At 67.0% G+C, this 25,273-nt stretch carries 24 protein-coding genes; 9 read left to right on the forward strand and 15 right to left on the reverse strand.

The window, feature by feature from the left end:
* Together AB4Z48_RS21540 and AB4Z48_RS21545 are read left to right on the forward strand one after the other, a co-directional pair.
* On the forward strand, positions 1–161 hold a 161-nt coding region (locus AB4Z48_RS21540), incomplete at its 5' end, for an NAD(P)(+) transhydrogenase (Re/Si-specific) subunit beta (protein ID WP_441617911.1).
* A gap of 267 nt (positions 162–428) precedes the next feature.
* Positions 429–1,469, forward strand: a complete 1,041-nt coding sequence (locus tag AB4Z48_RS21545; RefSeq protein ID WP_441617666.1) for a response regulator — start codon at positions 429–431, stop codon at positions 1,467–1,469.
* A 97-nt stretch (positions 1,470–1,566) separates the two neighbouring features.
* On the opposite strand, the gene AB4Z48_RS21550 is transcribed toward AB4Z48_RS21545, so the two are convergent.
* The 9 genes from AB4Z48_RS21550 to AB4Z48_RS21590 form a co-directional block, all read right to left on the reverse strand.
* The gene (locus AB4Z48_RS21550) at positions 1,567–2,856 is read right to left on the reverse strand and encodes a THUMP domain-containing class I SAM-dependent RNA methyltransferase (RefSeq protein ID WP_441617668.1); all 1,290 of its coding nucleotides are present in this window, start codon (positions 2,854–2,856) and stop codon (positions 1,567–1,569) included.
* A gap of 81 nt (positions 2,857–2,937) precedes the next feature.
* Positions 2,938–3,543 (reverse strand): 2-hydroxychromene-2-carboxylate isomerase, encoded by a 606-nt coding sequence (locus AB4Z48_RS21555; RefSeq protein WP_441617913.1) that lies wholly within the window; start codon positions 3,541–3,543, stop codon positions 2,938–2,940.
* Positions 3,544–3,707: 164 nt separating this feature from the next.
* Positions 3,708–4,130 carry a CopD family protein gene (locus tag AB4Z48_RS21560; RefSeq protein WP_441617670.1) on the reverse strand — a complete coding sequence of 141 codons (423 nt, stop codon included), beginning with the start codon at positions 4,128–4,130 and terminating at the stop codon, positions 3,708–3,710.
* 137 nt (positions 4,131–4,267) lie between these two features.
* The gene (locus tag AB4Z48_RS21565) at positions 4,268–5,548 is read right to left on the reverse strand and encodes a glutamate-5-semialdehyde dehydrogenase (RefSeq protein WP_441617672.1); all 1,281 of its coding nucleotides are present in this window, start codon (positions 5,546–5,548) and stop codon (positions 4,268–4,270) included.
* 100 nt (positions 5,549–5,648) lie between these two features.
* Positions 5,649–6,689 (reverse strand): DNA polymerase III subunit delta, encoded by a 1,041-nt coding sequence (gene holA / locus AB4Z48_RS21570; RefSeq protein ID WP_441617674.1) that lies wholly within the window; start codon positions 6,687–6,689, stop codon positions 5,649–5,651.
* Between the two features lie 12 nt (positions 6,690–6,701).
* A complete protein-coding gene (locus AB4Z48_RS21575) occupies positions 6,702–7,181 on the reverse strand; it encodes an LPS-assembly lipoprotein LptE (RefSeq protein WP_441617676.1) in 480 nt (159 codons plus the stop codon).
* Positions 7,182–7,337: 156 nt separating this feature from the next.
* Positions 7,338–9,962, reverse strand: coding sequence for a leucine--tRNA ligase (gene leuS, locus AB4Z48_RS21580; RefSeq protein ID WP_441617678.1), 2,625 nt, complete (start codon positions 9,960–9,962; stop codon positions 7,338–7,340).
* Positions 9,963–10,102: 140 nt separating this feature from the next.
* Positions 10,103–10,900 carry a 4-hydroxy-tetrahydrodipicolinate reductase gene (dapB, locus tag AB4Z48_RS21585; protein WP_441617680.1) on the reverse strand — a complete coding sequence of 266 codons (798 nt, stop codon included), beginning with the start codon at positions 10,898–10,900 and terminating at the stop codon, positions 10,103–10,105.
* A gap of 112 nt (positions 10,901–11,012) precedes the next feature.
* Positions 11,013–11,678 (reverse strand): outer membrane protein assembly factor BamE, encoded by a 666-nt coding sequence (locus AB4Z48_RS21590; RefSeq protein WP_441617682.1) that lies wholly within the window; start codon positions 11,676–11,678, stop codon positions 11,013–11,015.
* Between the two features lie 199 nt (positions 11,679–11,877).
* On the opposite strand from AB4Z48_RS21590, the gene fur reads away from it, so the two are divergent.
* A complete protein-coding gene (fur, locus tag AB4Z48_RS21595) occupies positions 11,878–12,309 on the forward strand; it encodes a ferric iron uptake transcriptional regulator (RefSeq protein ID WP_441617684.1) in 432 nt (143 codons plus the stop codon).
* 106 nt (positions 12,310–12,415) lie between these two features.
* Here the strand turns inward: fur and AB4Z48_RS21600 are convergent, their stop codons facing one another.
* The 3 genes from AB4Z48_RS21600 to tkt form a co-directional block, all read right to left on the reverse strand.
* A complete protein-coding gene (locus AB4Z48_RS21600; RefSeq protein WP_441617686.1) occupies positions 12,416–13,408 on the reverse strand; it encodes a LysR family transcriptional regulator in 993 nt (330 codons plus the stop codon).
* Between the two features lie 248 nt (positions 13,409–13,656).
* Positions 13,657–14,655, reverse strand: a complete 999-nt coding sequence (gap, locus tag AB4Z48_RS21605; RefSeq protein ID WP_441617688.1) for a type I glyceraldehyde-3-phosphate dehydrogenase — start codon at positions 14,653–14,655, stop codon at positions 13,657–13,659.
* 94 nt (positions 14,656–14,749) lie between these two features.
* Positions 14,750–16,786 (reverse strand): transketolase, encoded by a 2,037-nt coding sequence (gene tkt, locus AB4Z48_RS21610; protein WP_441617690.1) that lies wholly within the window; start codon positions 16,784–16,786, stop codon positions 14,750–14,752.
* 329 nt (positions 16,787–17,115) lie between these two features.
* Between tkt and AB4Z48_RS21615 the strand changes: the two genes are divergently transcribed.
* From AB4Z48_RS21615 to AB4Z48_RS21625, 3 genes are read left to right on the forward strand one after another with little or no spacing between them, the layout of a single operon-like run.
* Positions 17,116–17,574 carry a VOC family protein gene (locus tag AB4Z48_RS21615; RefSeq protein ID WP_441617692.1) on the forward strand — a complete coding sequence of 153 codons (459 nt, stop codon included), beginning with the start codon at positions 17,116–17,118 and terminating at the stop codon, positions 17,572–17,574.
* The gene (locus tag AB4Z48_RS21620; protein ID WP_441617694.1) at positions 17,574–18,329 is read left to right on the forward strand and encodes a 16S rRNA (uracil(1498)-N(3))-methyltransferase; all 756 of its coding nucleotides are present in this window, start codon (positions 17,574–17,576) and stop codon (positions 18,327–18,329) included. Before AB4Z48_RS21615 ends, AB4Z48_RS21620 begins: the two co-directional genes overlap by 1 nt.
* Before the next feature lie 51 nt (positions 18,330–18,380).
* The gene (locus AB4Z48_RS21625) at positions 18,381–18,992 is read left to right on the forward strand and encodes a YidB family protein (RefSeq protein ID WP_441617696.1); all 612 of its coding nucleotides are present in this window, start codon (positions 18,381–18,383) and stop codon (positions 18,990–18,992) included.
* A gap of 130 nt (positions 18,993–19,122) precedes the next feature.
* Here AB4Z48_RS21625 and AB4Z48_RS21630 read toward each other — a convergent pair whose 3' ends face one another.
* From AB4Z48_RS21630 to AB4Z48_RS21640, 3 genes are all read right to left on the reverse strand, one after another.
* Positions 19,123–19,722: a barstar family protein gene (locus tag AB4Z48_RS21630; protein WP_441617698.1), complete on the reverse strand. Its 600-nt coding sequence runs from the start codon at positions 19,720–19,722 to the stop codon at positions 19,123–19,125.
* A complete protein-coding gene (locus AB4Z48_RS21635; RefSeq protein WP_441617915.1) occupies positions 19,719–20,075 on the reverse strand; it encodes a ribonuclease domain-containing protein in 357 nt (118 codons plus the stop codon). Before AB4Z48_RS21635 ends, AB4Z48_RS21630 begins: the two co-directional genes overlap by 4 nt.
* A 340-nt stretch (positions 20,076–20,415) precedes the next feature.
* The gene (locus AB4Z48_RS21640; protein WP_441617700.1) at positions 20,416–22,740 is read right to left on the reverse strand and encodes an NADP-dependent malic enzyme; all 2,325 of its coding nucleotides are present in this window, start codon (positions 22,738–22,740) and stop codon (positions 20,416–20,418) included.
* A 284-nt stretch (positions 22,741–23,024) separates the two neighbouring features.
* On the opposite strand from AB4Z48_RS21640, the gene thiL reads away from it, so the two are divergent.
* The 3 genes from thiL (at position 23,025) to AB4Z48_RS21655 (ending at position 25,267) form a co-directional block, all read left to right on the forward strand.
* On the forward strand, positions 23,025–24,023 hold the full coding sequence (gene thiL / locus AB4Z48_RS21645; RefSeq protein WP_441617702.1) for a thiamine-phosphate kinase: 999 nt from the start codon (positions 23,025–23,027) through the stop codon (positions 24,021–24,023).
* A 106-nt stretch (positions 24,024–24,129) separates the two neighbouring features.
* Entirely contained in the window at positions 24,130–24,696 is a 567-nt protein-coding gene (locus AB4Z48_RS21650) for a phosphatidylglycerophosphatase A family protein (protein WP_441617704.1), read from the forward strand.
* 73 nt (positions 24,697–24,769) lie between these two features.
* Positions 24,770–25,267, forward strand: a complete 498-nt coding sequence (locus tag AB4Z48_RS21655) for a CinA family protein (protein WP_441617706.1) — start codon at positions 24,770–24,772, stop codon at positions 25,265–25,267.
* Positions 25,268–25,273: the final 6 nt, after the last annotated feature.

Below are 25,273 nucleotides of genomic sequence, written 5' to 3' on the forward strand. Positions count from 1 at the left end.
TCCTGGAAGCCTACAAGGCCAAGACCATCATCGTGAACAAGCGCTCGATGGCGGCCGGCTATGCCGGTCTCGACAACGAGTTGTTCTACATGGACAAGACCATGATGGTGTTCGGCGACGCCAAGAAGGTGGTCGAGGACATGGGCAAGGCCGTCGACTGAGCACGCCAGGGCGCCGGGCGCGGGCCACGCCCGTGCCCGGCGCCGCTGCCCGCACGCCACACGCGCCACGCCCCGGCGTCACCCCCCTCCTTCAACCCCGCCGCACTGCGGTTGCGCGGGGGCGCGAGCGCGCTATACTGGTTCCGGTCTTCGGCCACGGAGTGTTCGCGGGCCGATCCGCCACCGGCCCGGCCGCACAGGTCCGTCCCCTGCCGCGCCGAACCCACCCGCCCGAAGTGTCCGAGAGACGCTCAAGCCGAACGCAACATGACATTCAACCCCCAGGACAGGAATCTGTCGGTCTTCCACCACCCGATCCTGACGGTGCTCGTCGACGACAGCAAGTCGTTTATCGACAGCCTGGCGTTCCAGATGGATCCGTCGCGGCCGGTGGTGACCTTCACCGACCCGCGCGAGGCGCTGCAGTGGATCCGCGACACCTACGCGCGCTTCACCGGTTTCCTGCCGGTGCGGGTGACGCACGATGACCTGACTTTCCTGACCGAGCGGCGTACCGTGCAGCTCGATATCGACCGCATCTACCGGCAGATCCACGACATCAACCGCTACGTGCAGCCGGGCGTGATCGTGGTCGATTATTCGATGCCGCAGATGAACGGCCTGGAGTTCTGCCAGGCGCTGCAGGACCTGCCGTGCAAGACCATCCTGCTGACCGGCACCGCGGACGAGAGCATTGCCGTGCAAGGCTTCAATCACGGCCTGATCGACCGCTACGTCAAGAAGCACGACAGCAATATGGTGGAGCGGCTGGACCAGGAGATCGATGCGTTGCAGCAGCAGTATTTCGCCACGCTGTCGCGCACGCTGCGCGACCTGCTGACGCGGCATTCGTTTTCCTTCCTGTCCGATCCGGTGATCTGCGACCGGGTGCGCCAGATCACAGCGCGCTATGGCTTCGTGGAGTACTACCTTTACCCCAACCCGGCCGGCATCCTGATGCTGACGGCGCAGGGGCATGCCACGCTGATGGTGATCGAGACGCGGGCCGGGCTGATGAACCAGGTGGAGTCGGCCGAGGCCTACGACGCGCCCGCGGCACTGATCGAAGGCCTGCGCGAGGGCCGCATCGTGCCCTTCTTCTGGCCCGGTAACGGCATGTACACGCCGGCCTGCATCGACTGGGAGCAGTACTGCCTGCCGGCCGAGCATTGCGCCGGCCGCGAGGATTATTTCTACGCGCTGTTCGACCTGCCGCGCCACCTGCTGCAGGAACCCATCGTCAGCTTCCAGGACTTCCTGAAGGACTTCGCCCGGGAACCCGAGCGCATCACCGGCCGCGGACACTGATCCGGCGCCAGGCCGCCGCAGGCAGCGGCACACGGCATCACGGGCGGCAGGGGATCCCCCCTGCCCTCATCCCTGCTACCACCCTCTGCGCGGGGCGTCAGGCCGAAGCCGCGCCGCTGTCGCCGTTGCCGTTGTTGCTGCGATTGCCGCCACGCACCATGTCGAAACGGAACAGCCGGCATTCGATATTGCCGTTGTAGAGGGGCGTGCGGCGCGACTCCTTGAGCCGCAGCCGACGCGGCAGGCCGAGGTCGCCGGTGAAGATCCAGGCCTGCCAGCCGGCGAAATTCTGCTTCAGCGTGGTGGCAAAGGCGCTGGCAAACTGGTTGGCGGCCTCGTCCTCGACCCCATTGTCGGGCGCCTCCTCCAGCGGGCGGCGGCGCTCGCCGCGCACGGCGATCCGCTCCCCGTAGGGCGGGTTCATCAGCAACATGCCCGGCGTCGCGAACGGCGGCTGCGCAAAGCGCGCGTCCACCTGCTTGAGCTGCGGCTCGCCGGGCAGGCCGGCGCGTTGCCAGTTGGCTTCGGTCATCGACAGCAGGTCGGTGGAAATATCGCTGCCGGCAATCTCCAGCGGCTCTGCCACGGCGCGCGCGCGCGCGGCCTCGATGTCCGCCTGTGCGGCCGCCTTCAGGGCCTGCCAGCCGCGCGTATCGGCGCCCTTGAGCCATTCGAAGGCGAAGCTGCGCCCGGCGCCCGGCGCGATGCCCAGGGCGACCTGGGTCGCCTCCACCAGGAAGGTGCCGCTGCCGCACATCGGATCGTAGAAGGGTTGTTCGGTCTGGCCCGGCACCCAGCCGGCCAGGCGCAGGATGCCGGCGGCAAGGTTTTCCTTCAGTGGCGCCTCGCCCTTCTCCATGCGCCAGCCGCGCTTGAACAGCGGCTCGCCGGAGGTGTCGAGATAGAGCGTGACGTCGTGCTCGGTCAGGTGGGCATAAATGCGCACATCGGGACTGACGGTATCCACGCTGGGCCGCGCGCCGAGACGCTCGCGCATGGCGTCGCACACCCCGTCCTTCACGCGCAGCCCGATGAAGTTCAGGCTCTGCAGCGGCGAGCGGTGTGCCGTCACGTCCACCCGCAATGTCTCGTCTGGCGAGAACCATTGTTCCCAGCGCTGGCCGCGCGCCAGGTCGTAGATATCGTCCTCGCGGCGGTAGCCGCGTGCGGCCACGCGCATGAGCACGCGGCTGGCAATGCGCGAATGCAGGTTTACTGCGTAGGCCGCCACCATCTCGCCCGAGAACGTGACGCCGCCCGGCATCTCGCGATGGACCTGGAACGGCGCGAGCGCGGCCATGCCGGGCCGGGCTGCGATTTCGCGCAGCTCTTCGGCGAGCGCGCTTTCCAGACCGCGCGGGCAAGGGGCAAAGAAGGCTTGGGACATGGATTGGGTATTCCTGCAAACAAAAACGTCCGCCGTGGCGGACGGGGTCGGATAGCGCGCAGTGTACCGCGCCGCGGGGCTTCAGCCAGCCGCGAAGGCGCGCTCGAGGAAGTCCAGGCGATCCTGGCCCCAGTACGACTGGCCTTCGTAGACGAACCATGGCGCGCCGAAGGCACCGGCGGAGATCGCATCCTGGGTGTGCTGGGCGTAGTCCGCCTGCACGGCCTGGGCCTCGCTGGCCTTGAGCATCGCGGCGCCATCCAGGCCGATGCCGTCGGCAAGCTGGACCAGCGTGGGGGCGTCGGCGATATTACGCTGCTCGGCCCACAGGGCGCGGCCGATCGCGCCGACCAGCTCCATGGCGCGCGCGGTGCCGTGCGCCAGCTGCACGGCGATGATCAGTTTGCTGGCGGCGTCGCCGGACACCGGGAAATAGGTCGGGTGCAGGTTCAGCGGCAGGCCCAGGAATTCGCTCCAGCGGGCCAGTTCCACCAGCCGGTAGGCCTGGCGCTGGGGCGGGCGCTGCGCCAGCGGCAGTCCGCCCGAGACCGAAAACACCTTGCCCAGGTCGCTGGGCTTGAGATTGACCTGCACGCCGTACTTGGCCGCGAGCGCGGTGAAGCGTGCGTGCCCAAGGTAGACGAACGGCGATTGCGGGGAAAGATAGTAGTCGACCTGCTTGCTCATCATGTCCTCTGGACGGGGGCGGCGCGCGTCAACAGCGCCTTGGACTGTGGGGAAAACGGCAATGCGAACAGCGATCCGGAAACCGAACCGGGAACAATACGGGAAAACGCCGCGCCGTGCTTGCGGCCGCCGCGCGGCTTCCCCTGCGTTTCACGCCGGTCGGCTCAGAACGGCTTGACCACCACCAGGATCACCACCGCCAGCAGCACCAGCACCGGCAATTCGTTGAACCAGCGGTAGAAGGTATGCGAACGCGTGTTGCGCCCGCCCTCGAACTTCTTCAGCAGCACGCCGCAGCCGTGGTGATAGCCGATCAGCACCAGCACCAGCGCCAGCTTGGCGTGCATCCAGCCCTGCCCCGGGCCGCGCCCGATGCCGTAGCCGAGATAGAGCCACAGGCCGAACACCAGCGCCGGCACCGCCAGCATGGTCATGAAGCGATAGAGCTTGCGCGCCATCAGCAACAGCCGCTGCACGCCGGCGGCGTCGGTCTCCATGGCGAGGTTGACGAAGATGCGCGGCAGGTAGAACAGGCCGGCAAACCAGGAGACGACGAAGACGATATGCAGCGCTTTGACCCAGAGCATCTGGCTTCTTGTGTGGGGTTGATGGTGCGGCCAGGACGATGACCGTGATGCGTGACGACTGCAAGGCACGTCCGGGCCGGAAAAGGCGCCGGACAGGCGCCGGCAGGCGGCGGGACAGCCCGCCAGCCAGGCCGAACTCAGGTGCGGATCTCGCCGTGCCCGAACACCACGTATTTCAGCGAAGTGAGGCCTTCCAGCCCGACCGGGCCGCGCGCGTGCAGCTTGTCGTTGGAGATGCCGATCTCGGCACCGAGGCCGTACTCGAAGCCGTCCGCGAAGCGCGTCGAGGCATTGATCATCACGCTGGCCGAGTCGACTTCGCGCAGGAAGCGCATGCCGGTGCTGTAGTTCTCGGTGATGATGGAATCGGTATGCGCCGAGCCGTAGGTGTTGATGTGCGCGATGGCCTCGTCCAGCCCGGCCACGGTGCGGATCGCCAGCACCGGCGCCAGGTATTCCAGGCGCCAGTCTTCCTCGGTGGCGTCGACCAGGCCGGTGAAGCCGGCGGCTTCCAGCGTAGCGCGGGTGGCGGCGCACACGCGCAGCTCGACGCCCTTTTCCTGGTAGATGCGGCACAGCGGCGGCAGCGCGGCGGCGGCCACGCCGGCGGCGACCAGCAACGTCTCCATGGTGTTGCAGGGGGCGTAGCGCTGGGTCTTGGCGTTGTCACAGACGCGCACGGCCTTGTCCAGGTCGGCGTCGGCGTCGATGTAGACGTGGCAGATGCCGTCGAGGTGCTTGATCATCGGTACGCGCGCTTCTTCCATCAGGCGCGCGATCAGGCTCTTGCCGCCACGCGGCACGATCACGTCGACGTATTCGGTCATGGTGATGAGCCGGCCGACCGCGGCGCGGTCGGTGGTCTCGATCACCTGCACGGCCTGCTGCGGCAGGCCGGCGGCCGCCAGGCCCTCGGCCACCAGCGCGGCCAGCGCGGTATTGGAACCGATGGCCTCGGAACCGCCGCGCAGGATGGTGGCGTTGCCCGACTTCAGGCACAGCGCGGCCGCATCGATGGTCACATTGGGACGCGACTCGTAAATGATGCCGATGACGCCCAGTGGCACGCGCATCTGCCCCACCTGGATGCCGGTGGGACGGAACTTCATGTTGCTGATCTCGCCGATCGGGTCGGCCAGCGCGGCGATCTGCTCGAGACCGGCGGCCATGGTGTCGATGGCCTTGTCCGACAGCGTCAGGCGGTCGATGAAGGCGGCGTCCTGGCCGTTGGCGCGGGCACGCTCGACATCGCCGGCATTGACTGCCTTCAGGTGCGCGGCATCGCGGCGGATGGCGGCGGCGATGATCAGCAGCGCGCGGTTCTTGTCGGCGGTGGAGGCGCGCGCCATGGCGCGCGAAGCGGCGCGAGCCTGCTGGCCGACGCGTTCCATGTATTGCTTGAGATCGAGCTCGTTCATAGTCCTGGCCGGGCGATACCGGCCCTCAATGCGTGTTTTTTGCAGGCGATGGGCTGGCAGGAACGCGTGCGCGGTGCGCAGGGCGTACCTGGCGCGCAACCTACCTGGCGATAAGCAAAGCCAGCTGCAGCAGGCCGTCCCAGGGTTCGGCCGGCATGCCCTCGGCGCGCAGGCCCTTGACCTGGCGGTCCAGCCGGGCGGCCATGGCGAGCGCGCTTTCGAGCTGCGCCGTTGAAAGCCGCTGTGCTGCCTGTGGCACCAGCTTCTCGCGCGGGCCCCAGATACGCAGTTCGCGGGTCAGCACGCCGATCGGCTTGCCTGCCGCCAACCCTTGCCGGACCTTGGATAATACGCGAATTTCCTCGGTCAGCGCCCACAGCACCAGCACCGTGGCCTGGCCTTCTCCGCGCAGCCCTTCGAGCATGCGCACCAGGCGCGGCACGTCGCCGCCGAGCATCGCTTCAGATAGCTTGAACACGTCGTAGCGCGCCACATTGAGCACCGCATCGTGCACTTGCTCGAACGTCAGCGCGCCGGCCGGATAGAGCAGGCCCAGCTTCTGGATTTCCTGGTGGGCCGCCAGCAGGTTGCCCTCCACCTTGTCGGCGACGAACTGCAGCGCGCGCCGGCCCGGCTCGCCCGGCTCCACGCGCTGCTGCTGCAGTGCCAGCCGCTCGCCGACCCACGCCGGCAGGCGGGTGCGGTCGACCGCATCGATCTTGAGCGAGACGCCGGCGCCTTCGAGTGCCTGGAACCAGGCCGACTTTGCCGTGGCGAAATCCAGCCGCGGCAATGTGACCAGCATCACGACATCCGGCGAGGGCTGGGCCGCCACCGCGCGCAGCGCTTCGCCGCCGTCCTTGCCGGGCTTGCCGGAAGGAATGCGCAGCTCGACGATCTTGCGGTCACCGAACAGCGACATCGATTGCTGCGCCTGGACCACCTGGCCCCAGTTGAAGCCGCGCTCGGCGGACAGCACCTCGCGCTCGGTGAAGCCAGACTCGCGTGCCGCCTGGCGCAGCCGGTCGACCGCCTCCAGCACCAGCAGGTGTTCGTCGCCGTGCACCACGTAGAGCGGCGCCAGGCCACGTCCCTTGGCCTGGCGCAGATGGGCGTCGAGTCCGTCGAGTTTGAGCTGCATGCCGGGCGTGGCTCAGATCGCCTTGACCGCGGCCAGCCGGCGGATCAGCTGCTGCACGATATCGCGCTGCATGTCGCGGTAGAGCTGTTGCTCTTCGTAGTCCTTGGCCAGCGTGTTGGCTTCGTTGTAGGTCAGGTCGCGCGTGAGCACCAGTTGCGACGGGGCGATCAGTTCCTGGCCGCCGGCATCGCGCAGGCGGAAGGTAAAGCGTTGCGTCAGGCGGTATTCGCGCACCACGCCGGTGGTGGTGAGCGACAGCACCGTCTTGGTACGGGTGTCCTGCAGCACGTCCAGCAGCGCGTCGGCTTCCTTGGGATCGGCCACGACCTGCGTATCCGAGCCATTGCGGATGGCGCGGCGCAGGTCCGAGCCCATCAGCGTATTGGGCGGGATGCTCAGGTACAGCTTCTTGAACACGAAATCCGCGTTGCCCCGCATGTGAAAGCCGCAGCCGGCCACCAGGCCGGCCGCCAGCAGTGCCGCCAGGGCCATGCGGCGGCCCCGCACGGGCTCACCCGGCGTCTTTCGATCCGTCTGCCGGTCGGCCTGTCGGTCGGTCGGTCGATCGGCTTGTCGATCGGATTGTCGATCCATACCGGGCAACTCCCTCGTTGGCTTGGTCACGGGCATGAGCTTGGCGGCAGCGTCTTACAACACCACGTTGACGAGACGCCCCGGCACCACCACGATCTTCTTCGGCGCGGCGCCGGCGGCGAACTTGGCCACGATCTCGCTGGCGGCGGCCATGGCCTCGATGGCGGCACGGTCGGCACTGGCCGGCACCGTCAGGCTGCCGCGTACCTTGCCGTTGACCTGCAGCACGAGTTCGAGCTCGCTCTGCACCAGGGCGGACTCGTCCACCTGCGGCCACGGAGCGTCGAGCAGGTCGCCGTACTGCGTGGCGTAGCCCAGTTCCTGCCACAGGCCGTGGGTAATGTGCGGCACCACTGGATACAGCACGCGCAGCAGGATGCCGAAGCCTTCGCGGCGCGCGGCCGGGGTGGCGGCCTTGGCGTCTTCCAGCGCATTGAGCATCTTCATGGTGGCGGACACCACCGTGTTGTACTGGATGCGCTGGTAGTCGTAGTTGGCCTGCTTGAGCACGCTGTGCAGCTCGCGGCGCAGCGTGCTGTCGCCATCGCCATACTGCGCGCCATTGCCGGCCGCCGCGATTGCCTCGGCATTGGCATGGCCGTAGTTCCACACGCGGCGCAGGAAGCGCGACGCGCCTTCCACGCCGGAGCCGCTCCACTCGAGCTGCTGCTCGGGCGGCGCGGCGAACATGACGAACAGGCGCGCGGTGTCGGCGCCATACTGGTCGATCAGCGCCTGCGGGTCGATGCCGTTGTTCTTGGACTTCGACATCTTCTCCACGCCGCCGATCACCACCGGCTGGCCGTCTGCGTTGAGCACGGCGCCCAGCGGACGGCCACGCTCGTCGGTGCTGACGTCCACCTCGGCCGGGTTGTACCAGGTCTTCTTGCCGGCCGCGTCCTCGCGGTAGTAGGTGTCGTTGAGCACCATGCCCTGGGTGAGCAGGTTGGTGAACGGCTCGCCGAACTTGACCAGGCCCATGTCACGCATGACCTTGGTCCAGAAGCGGGCGTACAGCAGGTGCAGGATGGCGTGTTCGATGCCGCCGATGTACTGGTCCATCGGCATCCAGTAATCGTTGCGGCCATCGACCATGGCAGCCGCGTCCGGGCTGGTATAGCGCATGTAGTACCAGCACGAATCGATGAAGGTATCCATGGTGTCGGTCTCGCGGCGCGCCGGCTTGCCGCACGACGGGCAGGTGCACGCGAGGAAGCGCGGATCCTTGGCCAGCGGGTTGCCGGTGCCGTCCGGCACCAGGTCCTCGGGCAGCACCACCGGCAGGTCCTGCTCGGGCACCGGCACCACGCCGCAGTCCTCGCAGTGGATCAGCGGGATCGGCGTGCCCCAGTAGCGCTGGCGCGAGATGCCCCAGTCGCGCAGGCGCCAGGTGGTCTTCTTCTCGCCGATGCCTTTCTCTCCGAGGTCGGCGGCGATGGCCTCCACCGCGGCCTGGTAAGCCAGGCCGTCGTACTTGCCGCTGTGGACGCAGACGCCGTGCTCCTTGTCGCCGTACCACTCCTGCCAGGCTTCGGTGGAGAAGGGCTGGCCCTTCACATCGACGACCTGCCTGATCGGCAGGCCGTACTTGTTGGCGAAGGCGAAGTCGCGCTCGTCGTGCGCGGGCACGCCCATCACGGCGCCGTCGCCGTAGCTCATCAGCACGTAGTTGCCGACCCACACCTCGACCTGCTCGCCGGTGAGCGGATGCACCACCTTCAGGCCGGTGGGCATGCCCTTCTTTTCCATGGTGGCCATGTCGGCTTCCATCACCGAGCCGTGCTTGCACTCGTCGATGAAGGCAGCCAGCGCCGGGTTGGTGGCAGCCGCGTGCGTGGCCAGCGGATGCTCGGCGGCAACCGCGCAGAAGGTCACGCCCATGATGGTGTCGGCGCGCGTGGTGAACACGTACAGCTTGCCGTCGCCGATCAGCTTGCCGTCATCGCCGGCAATCGCGTGCGGGAAGGCGAAGCGCACGCCGACGCTCTTGCCGATCCAGTTCTGCTGCATGATCTTGACGCGCTCGGGCCAGCCCAGGCCATCGAGGTCGCCCAGCAGCTCTTCGGCGTACTGGGTGATGCGCAGGTAGTACATCGGGATCTCGCGCTTCTCCACCAGCGCGCCCGAGCGCCAGCCGCGCCCGTCGATGACCTGCTCGTTGGCCAGCACGGTCTGGTCGACCGGGTCCCAGTTGACGGTGCCGGTCTTGCGGTAGGCGATGCCCTTTTCCAGCATCTTGAGGAACAGCCACTGGTTCCAGCGGTAGTAGTCCGGGCTGCAGGTGGCGACCTCGCGCGACCAGTCGATGGCCAGGCCCATCGACTGCATCTGGCGCTTCATGTACGCGATGTTGTCGTAGGTCCAGGCCGCCGGCGCCACGCCGTTGTTGAGCGCGGCGTTTTCGGCGGGCATGCCGAACGCGTCCCAGCCCATCGGCATCAGCACGTTGTGTCCCGTCATGCGCAGCTGGCGCGCCATCACGTCGTTGATGGTGTAGTTGCGCACGTGCCCCATATGCAGCTTGCCCGACGGGTACGGCAGCATCGAGCAGGCATAGAACTTGGGCTTCTCGCTGCCGTCGGCCAGCTTCGCCTGCTCCGTCACGCGGTAGGCATCGATCGCTTGCCAGTGTTGCTGGGCGGCTTGTTCAACGGCGGAGGGAAGGTATTTGTCTTGCATGTTCAGGACAGCGGGCGAAGCGCGTTGGCGGGCCAAAGCGTGGAAAAGAAAAGCGGCGGGCTGCCTTGCGGCGCCCGCCTGCGCTGGAATGCCGAAAACGCCGATTATAACCGTCGGGGCAGACGGCGCGGCGGGCCCCGTTACTTCAGGCCCAGCACGTCCTGCATGTCGAACAGGCCGGCGGGCTTGTCGGCCAGGAAGCGCGCCGCGCGCACCGCGCCGTCGGCGTAGGACTGGCGGCTCGACGACTTGTGGGTGATCTCGATGCGCTCGCCGATGCCGGCGAACATCACGGTGTGGTCGCCCACGATATCACCGCCGCGCACGGTGGCGAAGCCGATGGAGTTGGGGTCGCGCGGCCCGGTATGGCCTTCGCGCGCAAACACGCCGCAGGTCTTCAGGTCGCGGCCCAGCGCCTTGGCCACCACTTCGCCCATCGCGAGGGCGGTGCCGGACGGCGCGTCGACCTTGTGCCGGTGATGCGCCTCGATGACTTCGATGTCGTAGCCGGAGGACAGCAGCTTGGCGGCCATTTCCAGCAGCTTGAACGTGGCATTGACACCAACGCTCATATTGGCGGCGAAGACCACGCCGATGCGCTTGGCGGCCTCCGCCAGCGCGGCGCGGCCGGCTTCGTCGAAGCCAGTGGTGCCGATCACCATCTTGACGCCGAGCCGCGCGGCCACCGCGACGTGCGCCAGCGTGCCCTCGGGGCGGGTGAAATCGATCAGGCAATCGGCGCCGGCCAGTGCCGCTTCGATGTCGGAAGTGATCGTCACTCCGGTGTTGCGGCCCAGCACCAGCCCGGCGTCCTGGCCCAGGGCCGGCGCGCCCGGCACATCCAGCGCGCCCGACAGGGTCACGCCTTCGGTGGCGAGGACGTGTTCGATCAGCATGCGGCCCATGCGGCCGGAGGCACCTGCGATGGCGATATTCATGGCGTGTCAGCAATCATAAAAAAGCCGGCGGTGAGGCCGGCCGGTATTCGGGGGTCGGCAAGCCCGCCTGGCCGCCTGCACTGGCGGCCGGGCGGACTGCCTTGCGGGCTGCTCAGTTGGCGGAGTTCGGGCCGGCTACCGGCGCCGATGCCGATTCTTCGGTCAACTTGCTGCCGGCGGCGGTCGCGCTGCCAGCGGGGGCCGCGGCAGCGCCTGCCGGCGCGGTGTCGGCAGGCACGGACGGGCTGGCTGCGCCCGGCGCAACGGCGGCCGTCGAATCCACCGGCGCCGCGGCAGGCGCCGAAGCCGGCGCAACCACATCCATGTCCTTGCGCAGCGGGCGCTGGTTGGCCTGCATGGCCTTGTAGCCGTCGATTTCCGCGATCAGCTCGTATTCGGACGGGAGTTCGTCCCCGCCGAACTTGGCCAGCTTGTCGCCGTCGAAGAACACCGTGTAGCGGCGCTGCTGCACCACCGGGGTGTTGCCGCGGCGGAACGAGAAGACGTAATCCCAGCGATTGCCGTGGAAGACGTCCGCCAGCAGCGGCGTGCCGAGCAGGAACTTGACCTGGTCGCGCGTCATCCCTTCACGCAGCTGGGACACGGCCTCGCGCGAGACGAAGTTGCCTTGCACGATATTGATACGGTACGGCGTGATCGCGTTGGCGACTTTGCGTGACGTATTGTCGTAAGTGGAGCATGCTGCAGTCAGCAGAGCAGCAGCCAGCACAGAGGTAACCAGCGTCGGACGCATGGCGGACGAACGAAATGAACGCATGTATCTCGCTTCTAGAAGGGAGAGGAAAGTGCCGATTCCGGCCCTCGCGGCGTTTGCCACGAGACGGCTGGGGCGATGCATCATCGCGGGAGCAGCCTAGGGCAGCCGGCGGCGCCCCAGGCAACCCCCGAGGCGACTTTTACCGCCAAAACCCTTATGATTCAATAATCCAGACATTGTACTCTAGGGAGTCACGCCCATGCCGAGTCCGGCGGACCTCAAAAATATCGGTCTCAAAGCGACCGTTCCACGCCTGAAGATCCTCGAGATCTTTCAGACCAGCGAGCAGCGCCACCTGAGCGCGGAAGATGTTTACCGCATCCTGCTCAGCGAACAGATGGATATCGGCCTTGCAACCGTCTATCGCGTTCTCACCCAGTTCGAGCAGGCAGGCCTGCTCTCACGCAACAACTTCGAGTCCGGCAAGGCCATCTTCGAACTGAACGAAGGCAAGCATCACGACCACCTGGTCTGCATCGACTGCGGCCGCGTGGAGGAATTCTACGATTCCGAGATCGAGCGCCGCCAGCAGAGCATCGCCAGCGAGCGCGGCTTCGCGCTGCAGGAACACGCGCTGTCCCTGTACGGCAACTGCACCAAGCACGACTGCCAGTTCCGCCCCAAGCGCTGACACTGGCCTTCCGGCGGTAACTGCATCCGCCGCGGACGAACATAAAAAAAACCGGCGCACCGCGCCGGTTTTTCTTTGCCTCGGGCAATCGCCCCCGGGGCTGTGCTCAGGTCTCGCGCTCGTCCTGCTCGGCCACGATATGCAGGCCGCCACGCGCGGCGGCCGGCACGCCGACGAATTCGCCGACGACCTGGCGGAACAGGCCGCGCGCCCACACCAGCATCGGATGGGTGTTGCGGCTGCGGTGCCAGAACATGTTCAGGCCCAGCGTGGTATTGAGCTCGGCGGGTAACGGGAAGGCCTTGAGGCCGTAGGTCTCGCAGGCCATGTCCTTGGTCAGCGCATTGACCGTAAAGATCATGTCGGTCTGCGCCGCCAACTCGGACTGCGCGCGCCACGAATGCACCGTCAGCGTGGCGTTGCGCTTGAGCCCGCGCTGCTGCAAGGCGTAGTCCAGCGGGATCAGCGACGGCGCGGGACGGCCGCTGCCACCCGAATGCGCCATGAAGATGTGGCCGCAGTCGAGGTATTGCTCCAGCGTGCAGGTGCCCTTGAGTACGGGATGGTTCTTGCGCGCGCAAACCCAGAGGTTCAGCGAGGTCACCATCTCTTCCACGATCTCGGGATGCCGGGTCGGGAACGGCGAGAACGCCAGGTCCAGTTCGTTGCCGCGCATGGCGGCCACGTCGGATTCCCACGAGTGGGACTCGACCAGCTTGATATGCAGTTCCGGCGCCAGTTGCTTGATGCGCAGGATGAAGCGGTTGAACACCGTATCGCCCAGTTCGGCGGCGAAGCCGATATTGAGCGTGCCAGTGGCAACGGCGGGATCGAAATTGTCGGCGTCGCCCTCGTTGATCGAGGACCACAGGTCGAGCATGTCGCGGATCTTGGGGCCCAGCTCCAGGGCCCGCGGCGTCGGCGTCAGGCCGTGCGGCACGCGGATGAAAAGGGGATCGTCGAAGATCTCGCGCAGGCGACCCAGCGAATGCGATACCGCGGGCGCGGTCATGTGCATTTTTTCCGCGACATAGGTCGCGTTTCGCTTGCTCAGCAACTCGGTGAAAATCACGAGAAGCTTGGTATCCACATTCACCATGATCTCGCCCAGGTTAGATTGGAAGTTGCAAATGAATTATGGGTCACTTGCATAGGCTGCACATTGGTATTTCCAGCACTTTATCAGTGTAAGAGCAAAGCCGGGAGCGGAACAGCGTTTCCACTGGCATCGCCGGCCACGCCCCAGCGCACGATCGCCGGAATTGCCGGCAGGAAGCGAGCATGATGATCCGCAAACCCCGGACCACGGCGGCGCCTACTTCCTGCCGGCGCAGGCAGCCTTACAGCTTACTTGGCCACCACGCGGGCCATTTCCAGCACCTTGTTGGAATAGCCCCACTCGTTGTCGTACCAGCTCACGACCTTGACGAAGGTCGCGTCCAGCGCGATGCCGGCTTCGGCATCGAAGATCGAGGTGCGTGCATCGCCGCGGAAGTCCGTGGCGACCACCTTGTCTTCGGTGTAGCCCAGCACGCCCTTGAGCGCGCCCTGGCTCTGTGCCTTCATTTCGGCGCAGATCTCGGCGTAGGTTGCGCCCTTTTCCAGCTCGACGGTCAGGTCGACCACCGACACGTCGGAGGTCGGCACGCGGAACGACATGCCGGTCAGCTTCTTGTTCAGCTCGGGGATCACCACGCCCACGGCCTTGGCGGCGCCGGTGCTCGACGGGATGATGTTTTCCAGGATGCCGCGGCCACCGCGCCAGTCCTTGTTGGACGGGCCATCGACGGTCTTCTGCGTGGCGGTGGTGGCGTGCACGGTGGTCATCAGGCCGCGCTTGATGCCCCACTTGTCGTTCAGCACCTTGGCCACGGGCGCCAGGCAGTTGGTGGTGCAGCTGGCGTTGGAGATGATCGCCTCGCCCTTGTACGTCTCGTGGTTCACGCCGTACACGAACATGGGGGTGTCGTCCTTGGACGGCGCCGACATGATGACCTTCTTGGCACCAGCGTCGATGTGCTTCTGCGCGCCTTCCTTGGTCAGGAAGATGCCGGTGGACTCGATCACCACGTCGGCGCCGATCTCGCCCCACTTCAGCTCGGACGGATCCTTGACCGCGGTCAGGCGGATCTTCTTGCCGTTGACGACCAGGGTATTGCCGTCGACCGACACTTCGCCGTCGAAGCGGCCATGCACCGAGTCGTACTTCAGCATGTACGCCAGGTAGTCAGGCTCGAGCAGGTCGTTGATGCCGACCACTTCGATTTCCTTGAAGTTGGCGGCGGCGGCGCGGAACACCATGCGCCCGATGCGGCCGAAGCCGTTGATGCCGATCTTGATGGTCATGTCTATCTCCTGAGTAGGCTAACGATCGATGGATGCAAGAAAGCGTTTGCCGGACCGGGCGGCCGCGGCCGCCACATCGGTCCGGAGCTGCGTATTACTGGCCGAGCGTGTCGCGCACCGTGCGCACGACGTTCTCGACCGTGAAGCCGAAGTGCTTGAACAATACGCCAGCGGGAGCCGATTCGCCGAAGGTGTCGATGCCGACCACGGCCTGGACCTGGTACTTCCACCAGAAATCGGTGATCCCAGCCTCGACTGCCACGCGCGGCACGCCCGCCGGCAGCACCGAGGTCTTGTAGGCGGCGTCCTGCTTGTCGAACACCGTCGTCGCCGGCACCGAGACCACGCGCACGTGCACGCCGTCGATGGCCAGTTGCTCGGCCGCGCCCACGGCCAGGCCGACTTCCGAGCCGGTGGCGATGACCACGGCGTCCGGCAGGCCGGTCCTGGGATTGTTGCCTTCGCGCAGCACATAGCCGCCGCGCGCGATATTGGCGCGGGTGGCGTCGCTGCGCTTCTGGAACGGCAGGTTCTGGCGGCTGAAGATCAGGCAGCTCGGGCCGTTCTCGCGGCGCACGGCCTGGGCCCACGCCACCGCGGTTTCCGTGGTGTCGGCGGTACGCCAGACATCCATGTTGGGGATCAGGCGCAGGCTGGCGACATGCTCGATCGACTGGTGGGTCGGGCCGTCTTCACCCAGGCCGATGGAGTCATGGGTGAACACGAACAGCGTGCGGATCCTCATCAGCGCCGCCATGCGCAGCGCGTTGCGGCTGTAGTCGGAGAAGGTCAGGAAGGTGCCGCCGTAGGGAATGTAGCCACCATGCAGCGTGATGCCGTTCATGATGGCGCTCATGCCGAACTCGCGCACGCCGTAGTTGATGTGATTGCCCCAGGCTTCGGCGCGCACGGCCTTGCTGCCCGACCAGTTGGTCAGGTTGGAGCCGGTCAGGTCGGCCGAGCCGCCCAGGAACTCGGGCAGCACCGGGCCGAAGGCCTCGATGGTGTTCTGGCTGGCCTTGCGGGTGGCGATGGTCTCGGCCTTCTCTTCGCACTTGGCCAGGAAGGCGTCCACGGCAGCGTCGAAGGCGCCGGGCAGCTCGCCGCGCATGCGGCGCTGGAATTCGCCGGCTTCGTACGGGAAACGCTCGGCATAAGCCTCGAACAGCGCGTTCCAGGCCTTCTCGAGCGAGCCACCGCGGGCCTTGGCGTCCCACGCCGCATAGACTTCGGCAGGCACTTCGAACGGGGAATGGGTCCAGCCCAGGGCCTCGCGCGTGGCCAGGATTTCAGCGCCACCAAGCGGCGCGCCATGCACATCGTGACCGCCTTCCTTGTTGGGCGCGCCCTTGCCGATCAGGGTGCGGCAGCAGATCAGGGTCGGGCGGTCGCTGGACTTGGCCTGCGCGATGGCGGCGTCGACGGCGGCGGCGTCATGGCCGTCCACCGCGCGGATCACGTTCCAGCCGTAGGCTTCGAAGCGCTTCGGCGTGTCGTCGGCGAACCAGTGCTCGACGTCGCCGTCGATCGAGATGCCGTTGTCGTCCCACAGGGCGATCAGCTTGTTCAGCTTGAGCGTGCCGGCCAGCGAGCAGGCCTCGTGGCTGATGCCTTCCATCAGGCAGCCATCGCCCATGAACACATAGGTGTGATGGTTCACGATGTCGAAGCCTGGGCGGTTGAATTCCTCGCCCAGCAGGCGTTCGGCCAGCGCCATGCCGACCGCGTTGGTCAGGCCCTGGCCCAGCGGGCCGGTGGTGGTCTCGACACCCGGCGTGATGCCGTATTCCGGATGGCCCGCGGTCTTGCTGTGCAGCTGGCGGAAGTTCTTCAGCTCGGCCAGCGGCAGGTCGTAGCCGGTCAGGTGCAGCAGCGCGTAGAGCAGCATCGAGCCGTGGCCGTTGGACAGCACGAAGCGGTCGCGGTCGGCCCACTTGGGATTGACCGGGTTATGCTTCAGATGACGGCCCCACAACGCCACCGCGATATCCGCCATGCCCATGGGCATGCCGGGATGGCCTGAATTGGCCTGCTGGACGGCGTCCATGGCCAGGACGCGGATGGCGTTGGCCATGAGTTGGACGGGCTGCGAAGCGTGCGGACTGGCGGCGGGATGAGCGAGGTGGGACATGCGGCGGGAACCTGGCGGCGGGAAAAGCGCAATTTTACCAGAAGGAACGCGGCAGTCTGGCCCCCCGGCGGGGCCGCCCGGGGGCCGCCTGCAGTGGACCGGATGGCTCTCGCCCGGCATCGGCACGACGCCGGGCCCGATCCGGCTGCGGCGCGCTGCGCTGCCACCACGTGGCGCCCCACCCGGCGCTGTTCGCCCTGCCCCTGCACCTGCAGGCCCTCTTCGACAGCGCTGGCGCACCCGCGTAAGATGCTCATTCGCACCGCCGGTCTTGCCGCCCAGGCAGGCCCCGCGCGGCTTCCCGCAACCGGAGATGACAGGAGACGATCATGACAAGACCGGCCAACACCCCCTGGCTCACTCCCTACCTGACGGTGGGTAACGGGCGCAGCGCGCTCGACTTCTATCACCGCGCCTTCGGTTTCAGTGCGGGGAACGTAGTCGACGAAAACGGTGTGCCCACCCATGCCGAGATGCACTATCGCGGCGAACTGGTCGTGATGTTCGCGCCCGAGGGCGCCTGGGGCAGTACCGCGCGCACGCCGCGCTCGCTCGGCGTCGAATGCCCGCAGACCTTCTACGTCTATTGCGACGATGTCGATGCCATGCACACGCGTGCCATCGCCGCCGGCGCGGTCAGCCTGATGGCGCCCGCCGACCAGTTCTGGGGCGACCGCTATTGCATGGTCGAGGATCCCGACGGCTACCGCTGGGGCTTCGGCAAGCCGCTGGACAATCCGGCGGCGGCGCAGACGCTAGCCACGACCGGCCAGGACGGAACTGTCTGATGCCGCCTCGTTTCTTCGTCGATGGCGCGCTGGCCGCGCAGACCGAGCTGTCGCTGCCGGAAGCCGTGGTCCGCCATGTGCAGGTGCTGCGGCTCAACCCCGGTGACGACGTCACCCTGTTCGATGGCCGTGGCGGCAGCCACGCCGCCACGCTGGTCGATATCGGCAAGCGCCACGCGCTGGCGCGTATCGGCGACCACGATCCCGCCGAAACCGAACTGCCGTTCCACGTCACGCTGGCACAAGGCCTGGCAGGCGGCGACAAGATGGACTGGCTGATCGAGAAAGCGGTCGAGCTTGGCATCGGCACGATCCAGCCGCTGCAGGCGGCGCGCTCGGTGGTGCGGCTGTCGGCCGAGCGGGCACAGAAACGCCAGGCGCACTGGCAGGCGCTGGTGGAAGCGGCCTGCGAGCAATGCGGGCGCAACCGGCTCCCCGTCGTGGCGCCGGTGGCCAGCCTGGAAGGCTGGCTGGCGCAACAGGGCAAGCCGGCGGCGGGCGCCGGCGCGCGCCTGCTGGTCTCGCCGCGCGCCACGCAATCGCTGGTATCGTTTGCAACAGAGCAGCGCCAGCGCCTGCTGGACGGCGGCGTGACGCTGCTGATCGGGCCCGAGGGCGGGCTGGCGCCGGACGAAGAAGCGGCGGCGCTGCGCGCGGGGTTCACCGGCGTGTCACTCGGACCGCGCATCTTGCGTACCGAGACCGCGGGGCTGGCTTGCCTGGCCGCGCTCAACGCGGTACTGGGCGGATTTTGACGGCAAGGGACCATCCGGGTCCGTTGCCGCATTTCACCGAAGGAGTCGACCATGGGACTACTCGATAGCGTGCTGGGCGGGGTGCTCGGGCAGCGCGGCAGCGGCGAAGCAGGCGCGGGCGGCCTGAACCCGAAGATGATGATGGCGCTGGGCCTGATCGCCATGCTGGCAATGCGCCATAAAGGCGGCGACGCGGGAGCGGCCGTGCCGCAGGATCCGTCCGCGGCAGGCGGCGGTGGGCTCGGTGGACTTGGTGGACTCGGCGGCCTGCTGGGCGGCCTGCTCGGCGGCGGTGGCGGCGCTGCCGGCGGCCCGTCCGGCGGAATGGACCTCGGCGGCTTGCTGGGCGGGTTGCTCGGCGGCCAGGGCCAGCAGGGCGATGCGCCCGCGCTGGGCGCCGCGGCTGGCGGCATCGGTGCCTTGCAGGAAGTCCTGGCGCGGGCCGGCCTGGGCGAGCAGGTCAATTCGTGGATCGGCACGGGTGCCAATCAGCCGGTCTCGCCGTCACAGCTGGCCGGGGCGCTCGGCGACACGGGCGCGCTGGAATCGCTGGCCAGTTCCACCGGCATGTCCGCGGATGATGTGGCCGCGCACCTGAGCGAAGGCCTGCCCGAACTGATCGACAAGCTCACCCCGCAGGGCCACGTACCGCCTGCTGCGTGAAGTGCGGACGAAGGCGGCGCTGAAACGCAGGGCGCCGACCGGCTCCGGGTAGACGAAAGGCCCGCTCAGGCGGGCCTTTGTCTTTGCTGCGCGCCCGCCGCGGCTGGCGCGGTATCAGGCGAGGCGGGTGTCAGGCAAACGAGTAGAACACGCGGAACTGGACCTTGCGCTCGGCCCAGAACTCGGCCGCGTCGCGGAACACGTCGAGCAGCACCTCGCGGCCTTCCTTGTCGAACTTCTGCGCAATGGGCAGGCCTTCGAGCACGATCACGAAGCCGGGCTGCGCACCGGCCTTGTGGATCAGGTCGGTCAGGCAGTCAGCCAGGGCATCGAAGTTCTTGCCGAAGTGCTTCGGAAACAGGAAGCTGGTGGCGATGGTGTCCAGCACCTCCGCCTTGCTTTGGCAATGCGCGCAGTTGGCGTACAGGAAATGCTGGCCGAGCTCCGCCGCCGCCTGGGCGAGTTCGGGCACGCGGAACGCGCGGATAGACTGGACGATGTTCGGACGCACCGTCTTGAACAGGTTCATGGCTCCCTCTTGGCTGCCGTCGGTGCCGGCTGCGGGAACGGGTGCGAGCGGCGGTTGGTGCGAGAGCTCGTTGCGAGGCATCATCAACACGTTGTCGTAAAGATTCTGGGCCTGGGTCTGGGCCCGCTGCCAGCCATCTCCGGCGCCGCGCTCTTCGCGGGCGGCAAGGGCGTCGCCCAATCCGAAAATGTCAGTCATCATTTGGCTATCCGTTTGAAACTGTTGTAGTGGTCGTCCGTGTAGTAGCAGTCGTTGGTGGCGCGTTGATCACCGCCACATACGATGCGTCTGGCTCCCCGGTTCCGGCTGTTAGTTTTCACCGTGTATTCGCGGTAATAGTCGCGCGACTTCTGCGGCAGGATGCGCTCGTAGTTGCCGAACCTCGAGCCATCCTTGGCGTAGGGAAACGGGCCACCCGCTTCGATACGCTCCATCGTCGTTTGCGCTTCGTTGGGCAACTGCTGCAGCGAGATGGTTCCCGTGCCGGCGTCTGCCGTCTGCCGCGCCAGCACTGGCTGGGCCAGCGCGCACGATACCGCCGCGACCGCCAGCACCCGGCCTGCTGCCCGTGCCAGCCCTGCGGCTGAAATCCATCGCGATGCGCGCTGCGTCAGAGAAATCTGGGAACCCACGTTGCTTGTCTTGTTGGGGAGGACGCGATAACGATGGCATCGCGCAAATGTGCATTCCGCGCGCACTTCAAGGCCATAAGGTTACGCGCATGCCGCTAAATAATCAATCCCCGCCCCTCGGAACAGACGAAAACTCCAATTGTTTCAAGGTGTTATTAACATGTGTGCACCCACTTACCCCAGGCTTTGCGTCACACCGGGGCACAAGGGGCGGGACGAAAAAAAAGCCGGGCAAGCCCGGCTTTTCTCGGCAGGTAGCGGCTTAGCGCTTGGCGGCCGCGTCCACCACCACCAGCGACGTCATATTGACGATACGCCGCACGGTGGCCGAAGGCGTCAGGATGTGCACCGGCGCCTTGACCCCGAGCAGGATCGGCCCGATCGCCACATTGTTGCCCGCCGCGACCTTGAGCAGGTTGTACGAGATGTTGGCGGCGTCGATATTCGGGCACACCAGCAGGTTCGCCTCGCCCTTGAGCGCGCCATCCGGCACCAGCGTCTCGCGCAGCTTGGGATCGAGAGCGCAATCGCCGTGCATCTCGCCGTCCACCTCGAGCTCCGGCGCACGTTCGCGCAGGATCGCCAGCGTTTCGCGCATCTTCTGCGCCGAAGCGGCCTCCGAGGTGCCGAAGTTCGAATGCGACAGCAATGCAACCTTGGGCTCGATGCCGAAGCGCTTGAGCTCTTCCGCGGCCATGATGGTGATCTCGGCCAGCTGGCCGGCGGTCGGGTCGACGTTGACGTGCGTATCGACCAGGAAGATCTGGCGGCCCGGCAGGACCAGCCCGTTCATCCCGGCGTAGACCTCATTGGTGCCGCCCAGGATCTGGTCGATATAGCGCAGGTGCGCGGCAGTGGTACTGACCGTGCCGCAGATCATGCCGTCGGCCTCGCCCTTCTTGACCAGCATGGCGCCGATCAGCGTGGTGCGGCGGCGCATTTCCAGCTTGGCGTACTGCTGGGTGACGCCCTGGCGGGCCATCATCTTGAAGTAGGCCTCGGAGTAGTCGCGGAAGCGCGGGTCGTTCTCCGGGTTGACCACGGTGAAGTCAACGCCGCCGCGCAGGCGCAGGCCGAAGCGCTCGATGCGGTGGGCGATCACGGCCGGGCGACCGATCAGGATCGGGTTGGCCAGCTTTTCGTCGACGATCACCTGCACCGCGCGCAGCACGCGCTCTTCCTCGCCCTCGGCGAAGACGATGCGCTTCTTCTCCATGTCGACCTGACGGGCGGCCGCATAGATCGGCTTCATCAGGGTGCCCGAATGGTAGACGAACTGCTGCAGTTGCAGACGGTAGGCGTCCATGTCGGCGATCGGGCGCGCGGCCACGCCGGACTTCATGGCGGCCTCGGCCACGGCCGGTGCGATCTTGACGATCAGGCGCGGATCGAAGGGCTTGGGAATCAGGTACTCGGGGCCGAACGACAGGTCCTGGATGCCATAGGCAGTGGCGACGATGTCGCTCTGCTCCTGGCGCGCCAGTTCCGCCACCGCGTTGGCGGCAGCAATTTCCATCTCACGCGTGATGGTGGTGGCGCCGCAGTCCAGCGCGCCACGGAAGATGAAGGGGAAGCACAGGACGTTGTTGACCTGGTTCGGGTAGTCGGTGCGACCGGTGGCCATGATGGCGTCGGGACGCACCTCCTTGGCCAGCTCCGGCATGATTTCCGGATTGGGGTTGGCCAGCGCCAGGATCAGCGGCTTGTCGGCCATGCCCTTGATCATCTCGGGCTTGAGCACGCCGGCGGCGGACAGGCCCAGGAAGATGTCGGCGCCGTCGATGACTTCGGCCAGCTTGCGCTTGTCGGTCTTCTGCGAGAAACGCGCCTTTTCCGGGTCCATCAGCTCGGTGCGGCCTTCATAGACCACGCCGGCCAGGTCGGTCACCCAGATGTTCTCGAGCTTCATGCCCATGTCGACCAGCAGGTCCAGGCAGGCCAGCGCCGCGGCGCCCGCGCCCGACGCCACCAGCTTGACCTTGCCGATATCCTTTCCGACCACCTTGAGGCCGTTGATCACGGCCGCGCCCACCACGATCGCGGTGCCGTGCTGGTCGTCGTGGAAGACGGGAATCTTCATCCGCTCGCGCAGCTTGCGCTCGACGTAGAAGCACTCCGGCGCCTTGATGTCTTCGAGGTTGATGCCACCGAAGGTCGGCTCCAGCGCGGCGATGATCTGGACCAGCTTCTCGGGGTCCTTCTCGTCGATCTCGATGTCGAACACGTCGATGCCGGCGAACTTCTTGAACAGGCCGGCCTTGCCTTCCATCACCGGCTTCGAGGCCGCGGGGCCGATATCGCCCAGGCCCAGCACGGCAGTGCCGTTGGTGATCACGCCAACCAGGTTGCCGCGCGCGGTATAGCGGAAGGAGTTGGCCGGGTCGACCACGATCTCCTCGCATGCAGCGGCCACGCCGGGCGAGTAGGCCAGCGCCAGGTCGCGCTGGTTCGACAGCGGCTTGGTCGGCGTGACCGAGATCTTCCCTGGGGTCGGAAACTCGTGATATTCCAGGGCAGCTTTGCGCAGCGCCTCACGCTGCTGCTGCTTCAGGTCGTCTTGGGGCGTGGGCTGCTGGGGACTGGTCATCGGCGCATCTTCCGGTCGGTGGAACCGTTATTGACGTTGTCGGAAACGAAAGGGCGGGCCGGTTCCACGTACCCGCGTTCTCTTCCTTTTGAACCTGGCATTTTATATTGTGAAATATTATTTCACAATAAGCGTTTTGCGCGTGGCAGCTTTGCGTTTCGGTACAATATGCCGCATGCCGCCAGCGCTGAACAGCAGGGCGTCACCGGCATCGACAAGCCCCGCGCCGGCAACCTGCAGGCGCTCACGTGGCTCTTGCCGATTCTCCCCGCCCGACCCTTTCCATGCCAGCTTATTCCAGCGCTTCCAGCAATCCGGGCGCCCCGCTCTCCGAGTTCGACCTCATCCGCCGCTATTTCACCCGCCCCGCGCGCAAGGCGGTGCTCGGCGTCGGCGACGACTGCGCGCTCATCGAGGCACGCGCGGGCCACCACCTGGCGATCAGCACCGATATGCTGGTAAGCGGGCGTCACTTTTTTCCTGACGTAGCGCCCCGTGCGCTGGGCCACAAGGCGCTGGCGGTCAACCTGTCTGACCTGGCTGCGATGGGGGCCGAGCCGCGCGCCTTTACGCTGGCGCTGGCGTTGCCGGAAGCGCAGCCGGAATGGCTGGCCGAACTGGCCGCGGGCATGCTGGCGCTGGCCGACGCCCACGGTTGCGAGCTGATCGGCGGCGACACCACGCGCGGGCCGCTTACGCTGAGCCTGACGGTGTTCGGCGATGTGCCTGCCGGCATGGCGCTGCGACGTGATGCCGCACGCCCCGGCGACGATATCTGGATTTCCGGCACGCTCGGCGATGCGCGCCTCGCGCTTGGCGACTGCCGCGGCGAATGGCTGCTGCCGGAGCCGGACTTCACGCAGGTCCGCCCGCGCATGGACATGCCGACGCCGCGCATCGCACTGGGCATGGCGCTACGTGGCGTGGCGCATGCCGCACTCGACATATCCGACGGCCTGCTCGGCGATCTCGGCCACATCCTGGCGAGTTCGCAAGCCGGCGCCCTGCTCGACGTCGACGCGCTGCCGCGCTCGGCGGTGCTGGCCGACCAGCCGGAAGCGCTCCAGCGCGAATGCACGCTGGCCGGCGGCGACGACTACGAACTCTGCTTCACCGCGCCCGCGGGCGCCCGCGAGAAGATCGCCGCCATCGGCGCGCGGCTCGGGCTGCAGGTAACGCGCGCCGGCACCATCACGCCGGAGCCGGGCCTGCGCCTGGTCGACCGGGAGGGCAATCCCTGCGCATACAGCGGCAACAGCTTCGACCACTTCGCATCCCCCTGACAAGCGGCATGCGGCCGTGTCATGATGTTGCCATGCGGGGCGCCAGACCCCGCCCGGGCCAAGGCGCCCGGGACAATCCCATCCAAACCAGACGAGCCAACCCTTGATGTCCGCCTACCCGCCCGGGCCCGCCGCGCACGATCCCGCCCTGACCCTCGAAGCCGGCCAAGCCGCCAAGGTCTTGCGCCCCACCGCGCGCTTCATGTTGTCGCACCCGGCCCACCTGATCGCACTGGGCTTCGGCTCCGGGCTTTCGCCCGCCGGCCCCGGCACGGTCGGCACGCTCTACGCGTGGCTGTCCTACCTGGTGATCTCGATGTGGGTGCAGCCGGAAACCTGGCTGTGGATCATCGGCGGCGGCTTCCTGCTCGGGCTGTGGGCCTGCGCCCGCACCGCGCGCGACATGGGCGTGCACGATCATGGCAGCATGGTGTGGGACGAAATCGTGGCGTTCTGGCTGGTGCTGCTCTTCGTCATGCCGACCGGCTTCTGGGGCCAGCTCGCCGCTTTCCTGTGGTTCCGCCTGTTCGATATCGTCAAGCCGGCCCCGATCGGCCACCTGGACCGCACGCTCAAGGGTCCGGGCCTGCGCGGGGGCTTTGGCGTGATGTTCGACGACGTGATGGCCGCGTTCTACACGCTGCTGGTGTTCGCCCTGTGGCGTTCGCTCTGAGCGGGCCCGCCTCACACTGGTTTACGCCGGCCTACACGCCTCCCCTGCAACCATTTCTACCGAATCCGCCATCATGTCCGTCAGCCGCTTGCTCGATCAACTCGCCGTCCAGGCCGGCATYTCCCTGAACGAGAAATCGCTGCTGCTCGCCACGGCGGAATCCTGCACCGGCGGCCTGGTGGCCGCGGCGATCACCGATGTGTCGGGCTCTTCGGGCTGGTTCGAGCGCGGCTTCGTCACCTACTCGAACGAAGCCAAGACCACCATGCTGGGCGTGCCAGCCAAGCTGATCCGCGACCACGGCGCGGTCAGCGAGGAGGTTGCCCGCGCCATGGCCGAAGGCGCGCTGCTCAACAGCCGCGCCCAGGTGGCGCTGTCGATCACCGGCGTGGCCGGCCCCAACGGCGGCACGCCGGACAAGCCGGTCGGCATGGTCTGCTTCGGCTGGAGCAACCGCATTACCACCAAGGTGGAGACGCAGCGCCTGCGCGGCGACCGCCAGCAGATCCGGCGCCAGGCGGCCGAGCACGCCATTCGCGGCCTGCTCGAACTGGTCCGCAACGAAGCCTGAAGCGCC

This window comes from Cupriavidus sp. 2TAF22 (assembly GCF_052115045.1).
GTDB lineage: Bacteria > Pseudomonadota > Gammaproteobacteria > Burkholderiales > Burkholderiaceae > Cupriavidus.

Coding starts and splice junctions, on each gene's coding strand:
- AB4Z48_RS21545 (WP_441617666.1), top strand. CDS start 429: ATGACATTCAACCCCCAGGACAGGAATCTGTCGGTCTTCCACCACCCG.
- AB4Z48_RS21550 (WP_441617668.1), bottom strand. CDS start 2,856: ATGTCCCAAGCCTTCTTTGCCCCTTGCCCGCGCGGTCTGGAAAGCGCG.
- AB4Z48_RS21555 (WP_441617913.1), bottom strand. CDS start 3,543: ATGAGCAAGCAGGTCGACTACTATCTTTCCCCGCAATCGCCGTTCGTC.
- AB4Z48_RS21560 (WP_441617670.1), bottom strand. CDS start 4,130: ATGCTCTGGGTCAAAGCGCTGCATATCGTCTTCGTCGTCTCCTGGTTT.
- AB4Z48_RS21565 (WP_441617672.1), bottom strand. CDS start 5,548: ATGAACGAGCTCGATCTCAAGCAATACATGGAACGCGTCGGCCAGCAG.
- holA (WP_441617674.1), bottom strand. CDS start 6,689: ATGCAGCTCAAACTCGACGGACTCGACGCCCATCTGCGCCAGGCCAAG.
- AB4Z48_RS21575 (WP_441617676.1), bottom strand. CDS start 7,181: ATGGCCCTGGCGGCACTGCTGGCGGCCGGCCTGGTGGCCGGCTGCGGC.
- leuS (WP_441617678.1), bottom strand. CDS start 9,962: ATGCAAGACAAATACCTTCCCTCCGCCGTTGAACAAGCCGCCCAGCAA.
- dapB (WP_441617680.1), bottom strand. CDS start 10,900: ATGAATATCGCCATCGCAGGTGCCTCCGGCCGCATGGGCCGCATGCTG.
- AB4Z48_RS21590 (WP_441617682.1), bottom strand. CDS start 11,678: ATGCGTTCATTTCGTTCGTCCGCCATGCGTCCGACGCTGGTTACCTCT.
- fur (WP_441617684.1), top strand. CDS start 11,878: ATGCCGAGTCCGGCGGACCTCAAAAATATCGGTCTCAAAGCGACCGTT.
- AB4Z48_RS21600 (WP_441617686.1), bottom strand. CDS start 13,408: ATGGTGAATGTGGATACCAAGCTTCTCGTGATTTTCACCGAGTTGCTG.
- gap (WP_441617688.1), bottom strand. CDS start 14,655: ATGACCATCAAGATCGGCATCAACGGCTTCGGCCGCATCGGGCGCATG.
- tkt (WP_441617690.1), bottom strand. CDS start 16,786: ATGTCCCACCTCGCTCATCCCGCCGCCAGTCCGCACGCTTCGCAGCCC.
- AB4Z48_RS21615 (WP_441617692.1), top strand. CDS start 17,116: ATGACAAGACCGGCCAACACCCCCTGGCTCACTCCCTACCTGACGGTG.
- AB4Z48_RS21620 (WP_441617694.1), top strand. CDS start 17,574: ATGCCGCCTCGTTTCTTCGTCGATGGCGCGCTGGCCGCGCAGACCGAG.
- AB4Z48_RS21625 (WP_441617696.1), top strand. CDS start 18,381: ATGGGACTACTCGATAGCGTGCTGGGCGGGGTGCTCGGGCAGCGCGGC.
- AB4Z48_RS21630 (WP_441617698.1), bottom strand. CDS start 19,722: ATGATGACTGACATTTTCGGATTGGGCGACGCCCTTGCCGCCCGCGAA.
- AB4Z48_RS21640 (WP_441617700.1), bottom strand. CDS start 22,740: ATGACCAGTCCCCAGCAGCCCACGCCCCAAGACGACCTGAAGCAGCAG.
- thiL (WP_441617702.1), top strand. CDS start 23,025: ATGCCAGCTTATTCCAGCGCTTCCAGCAATCCGGGCGCCCCGCTCTCC.
- AB4Z48_RS21650 (WP_441617704.1), top strand. CDS start 24,130: ATGTCCGCCTACCCGCCCGGGCCCGCCGCGCACGATCCCGCCCTGACC.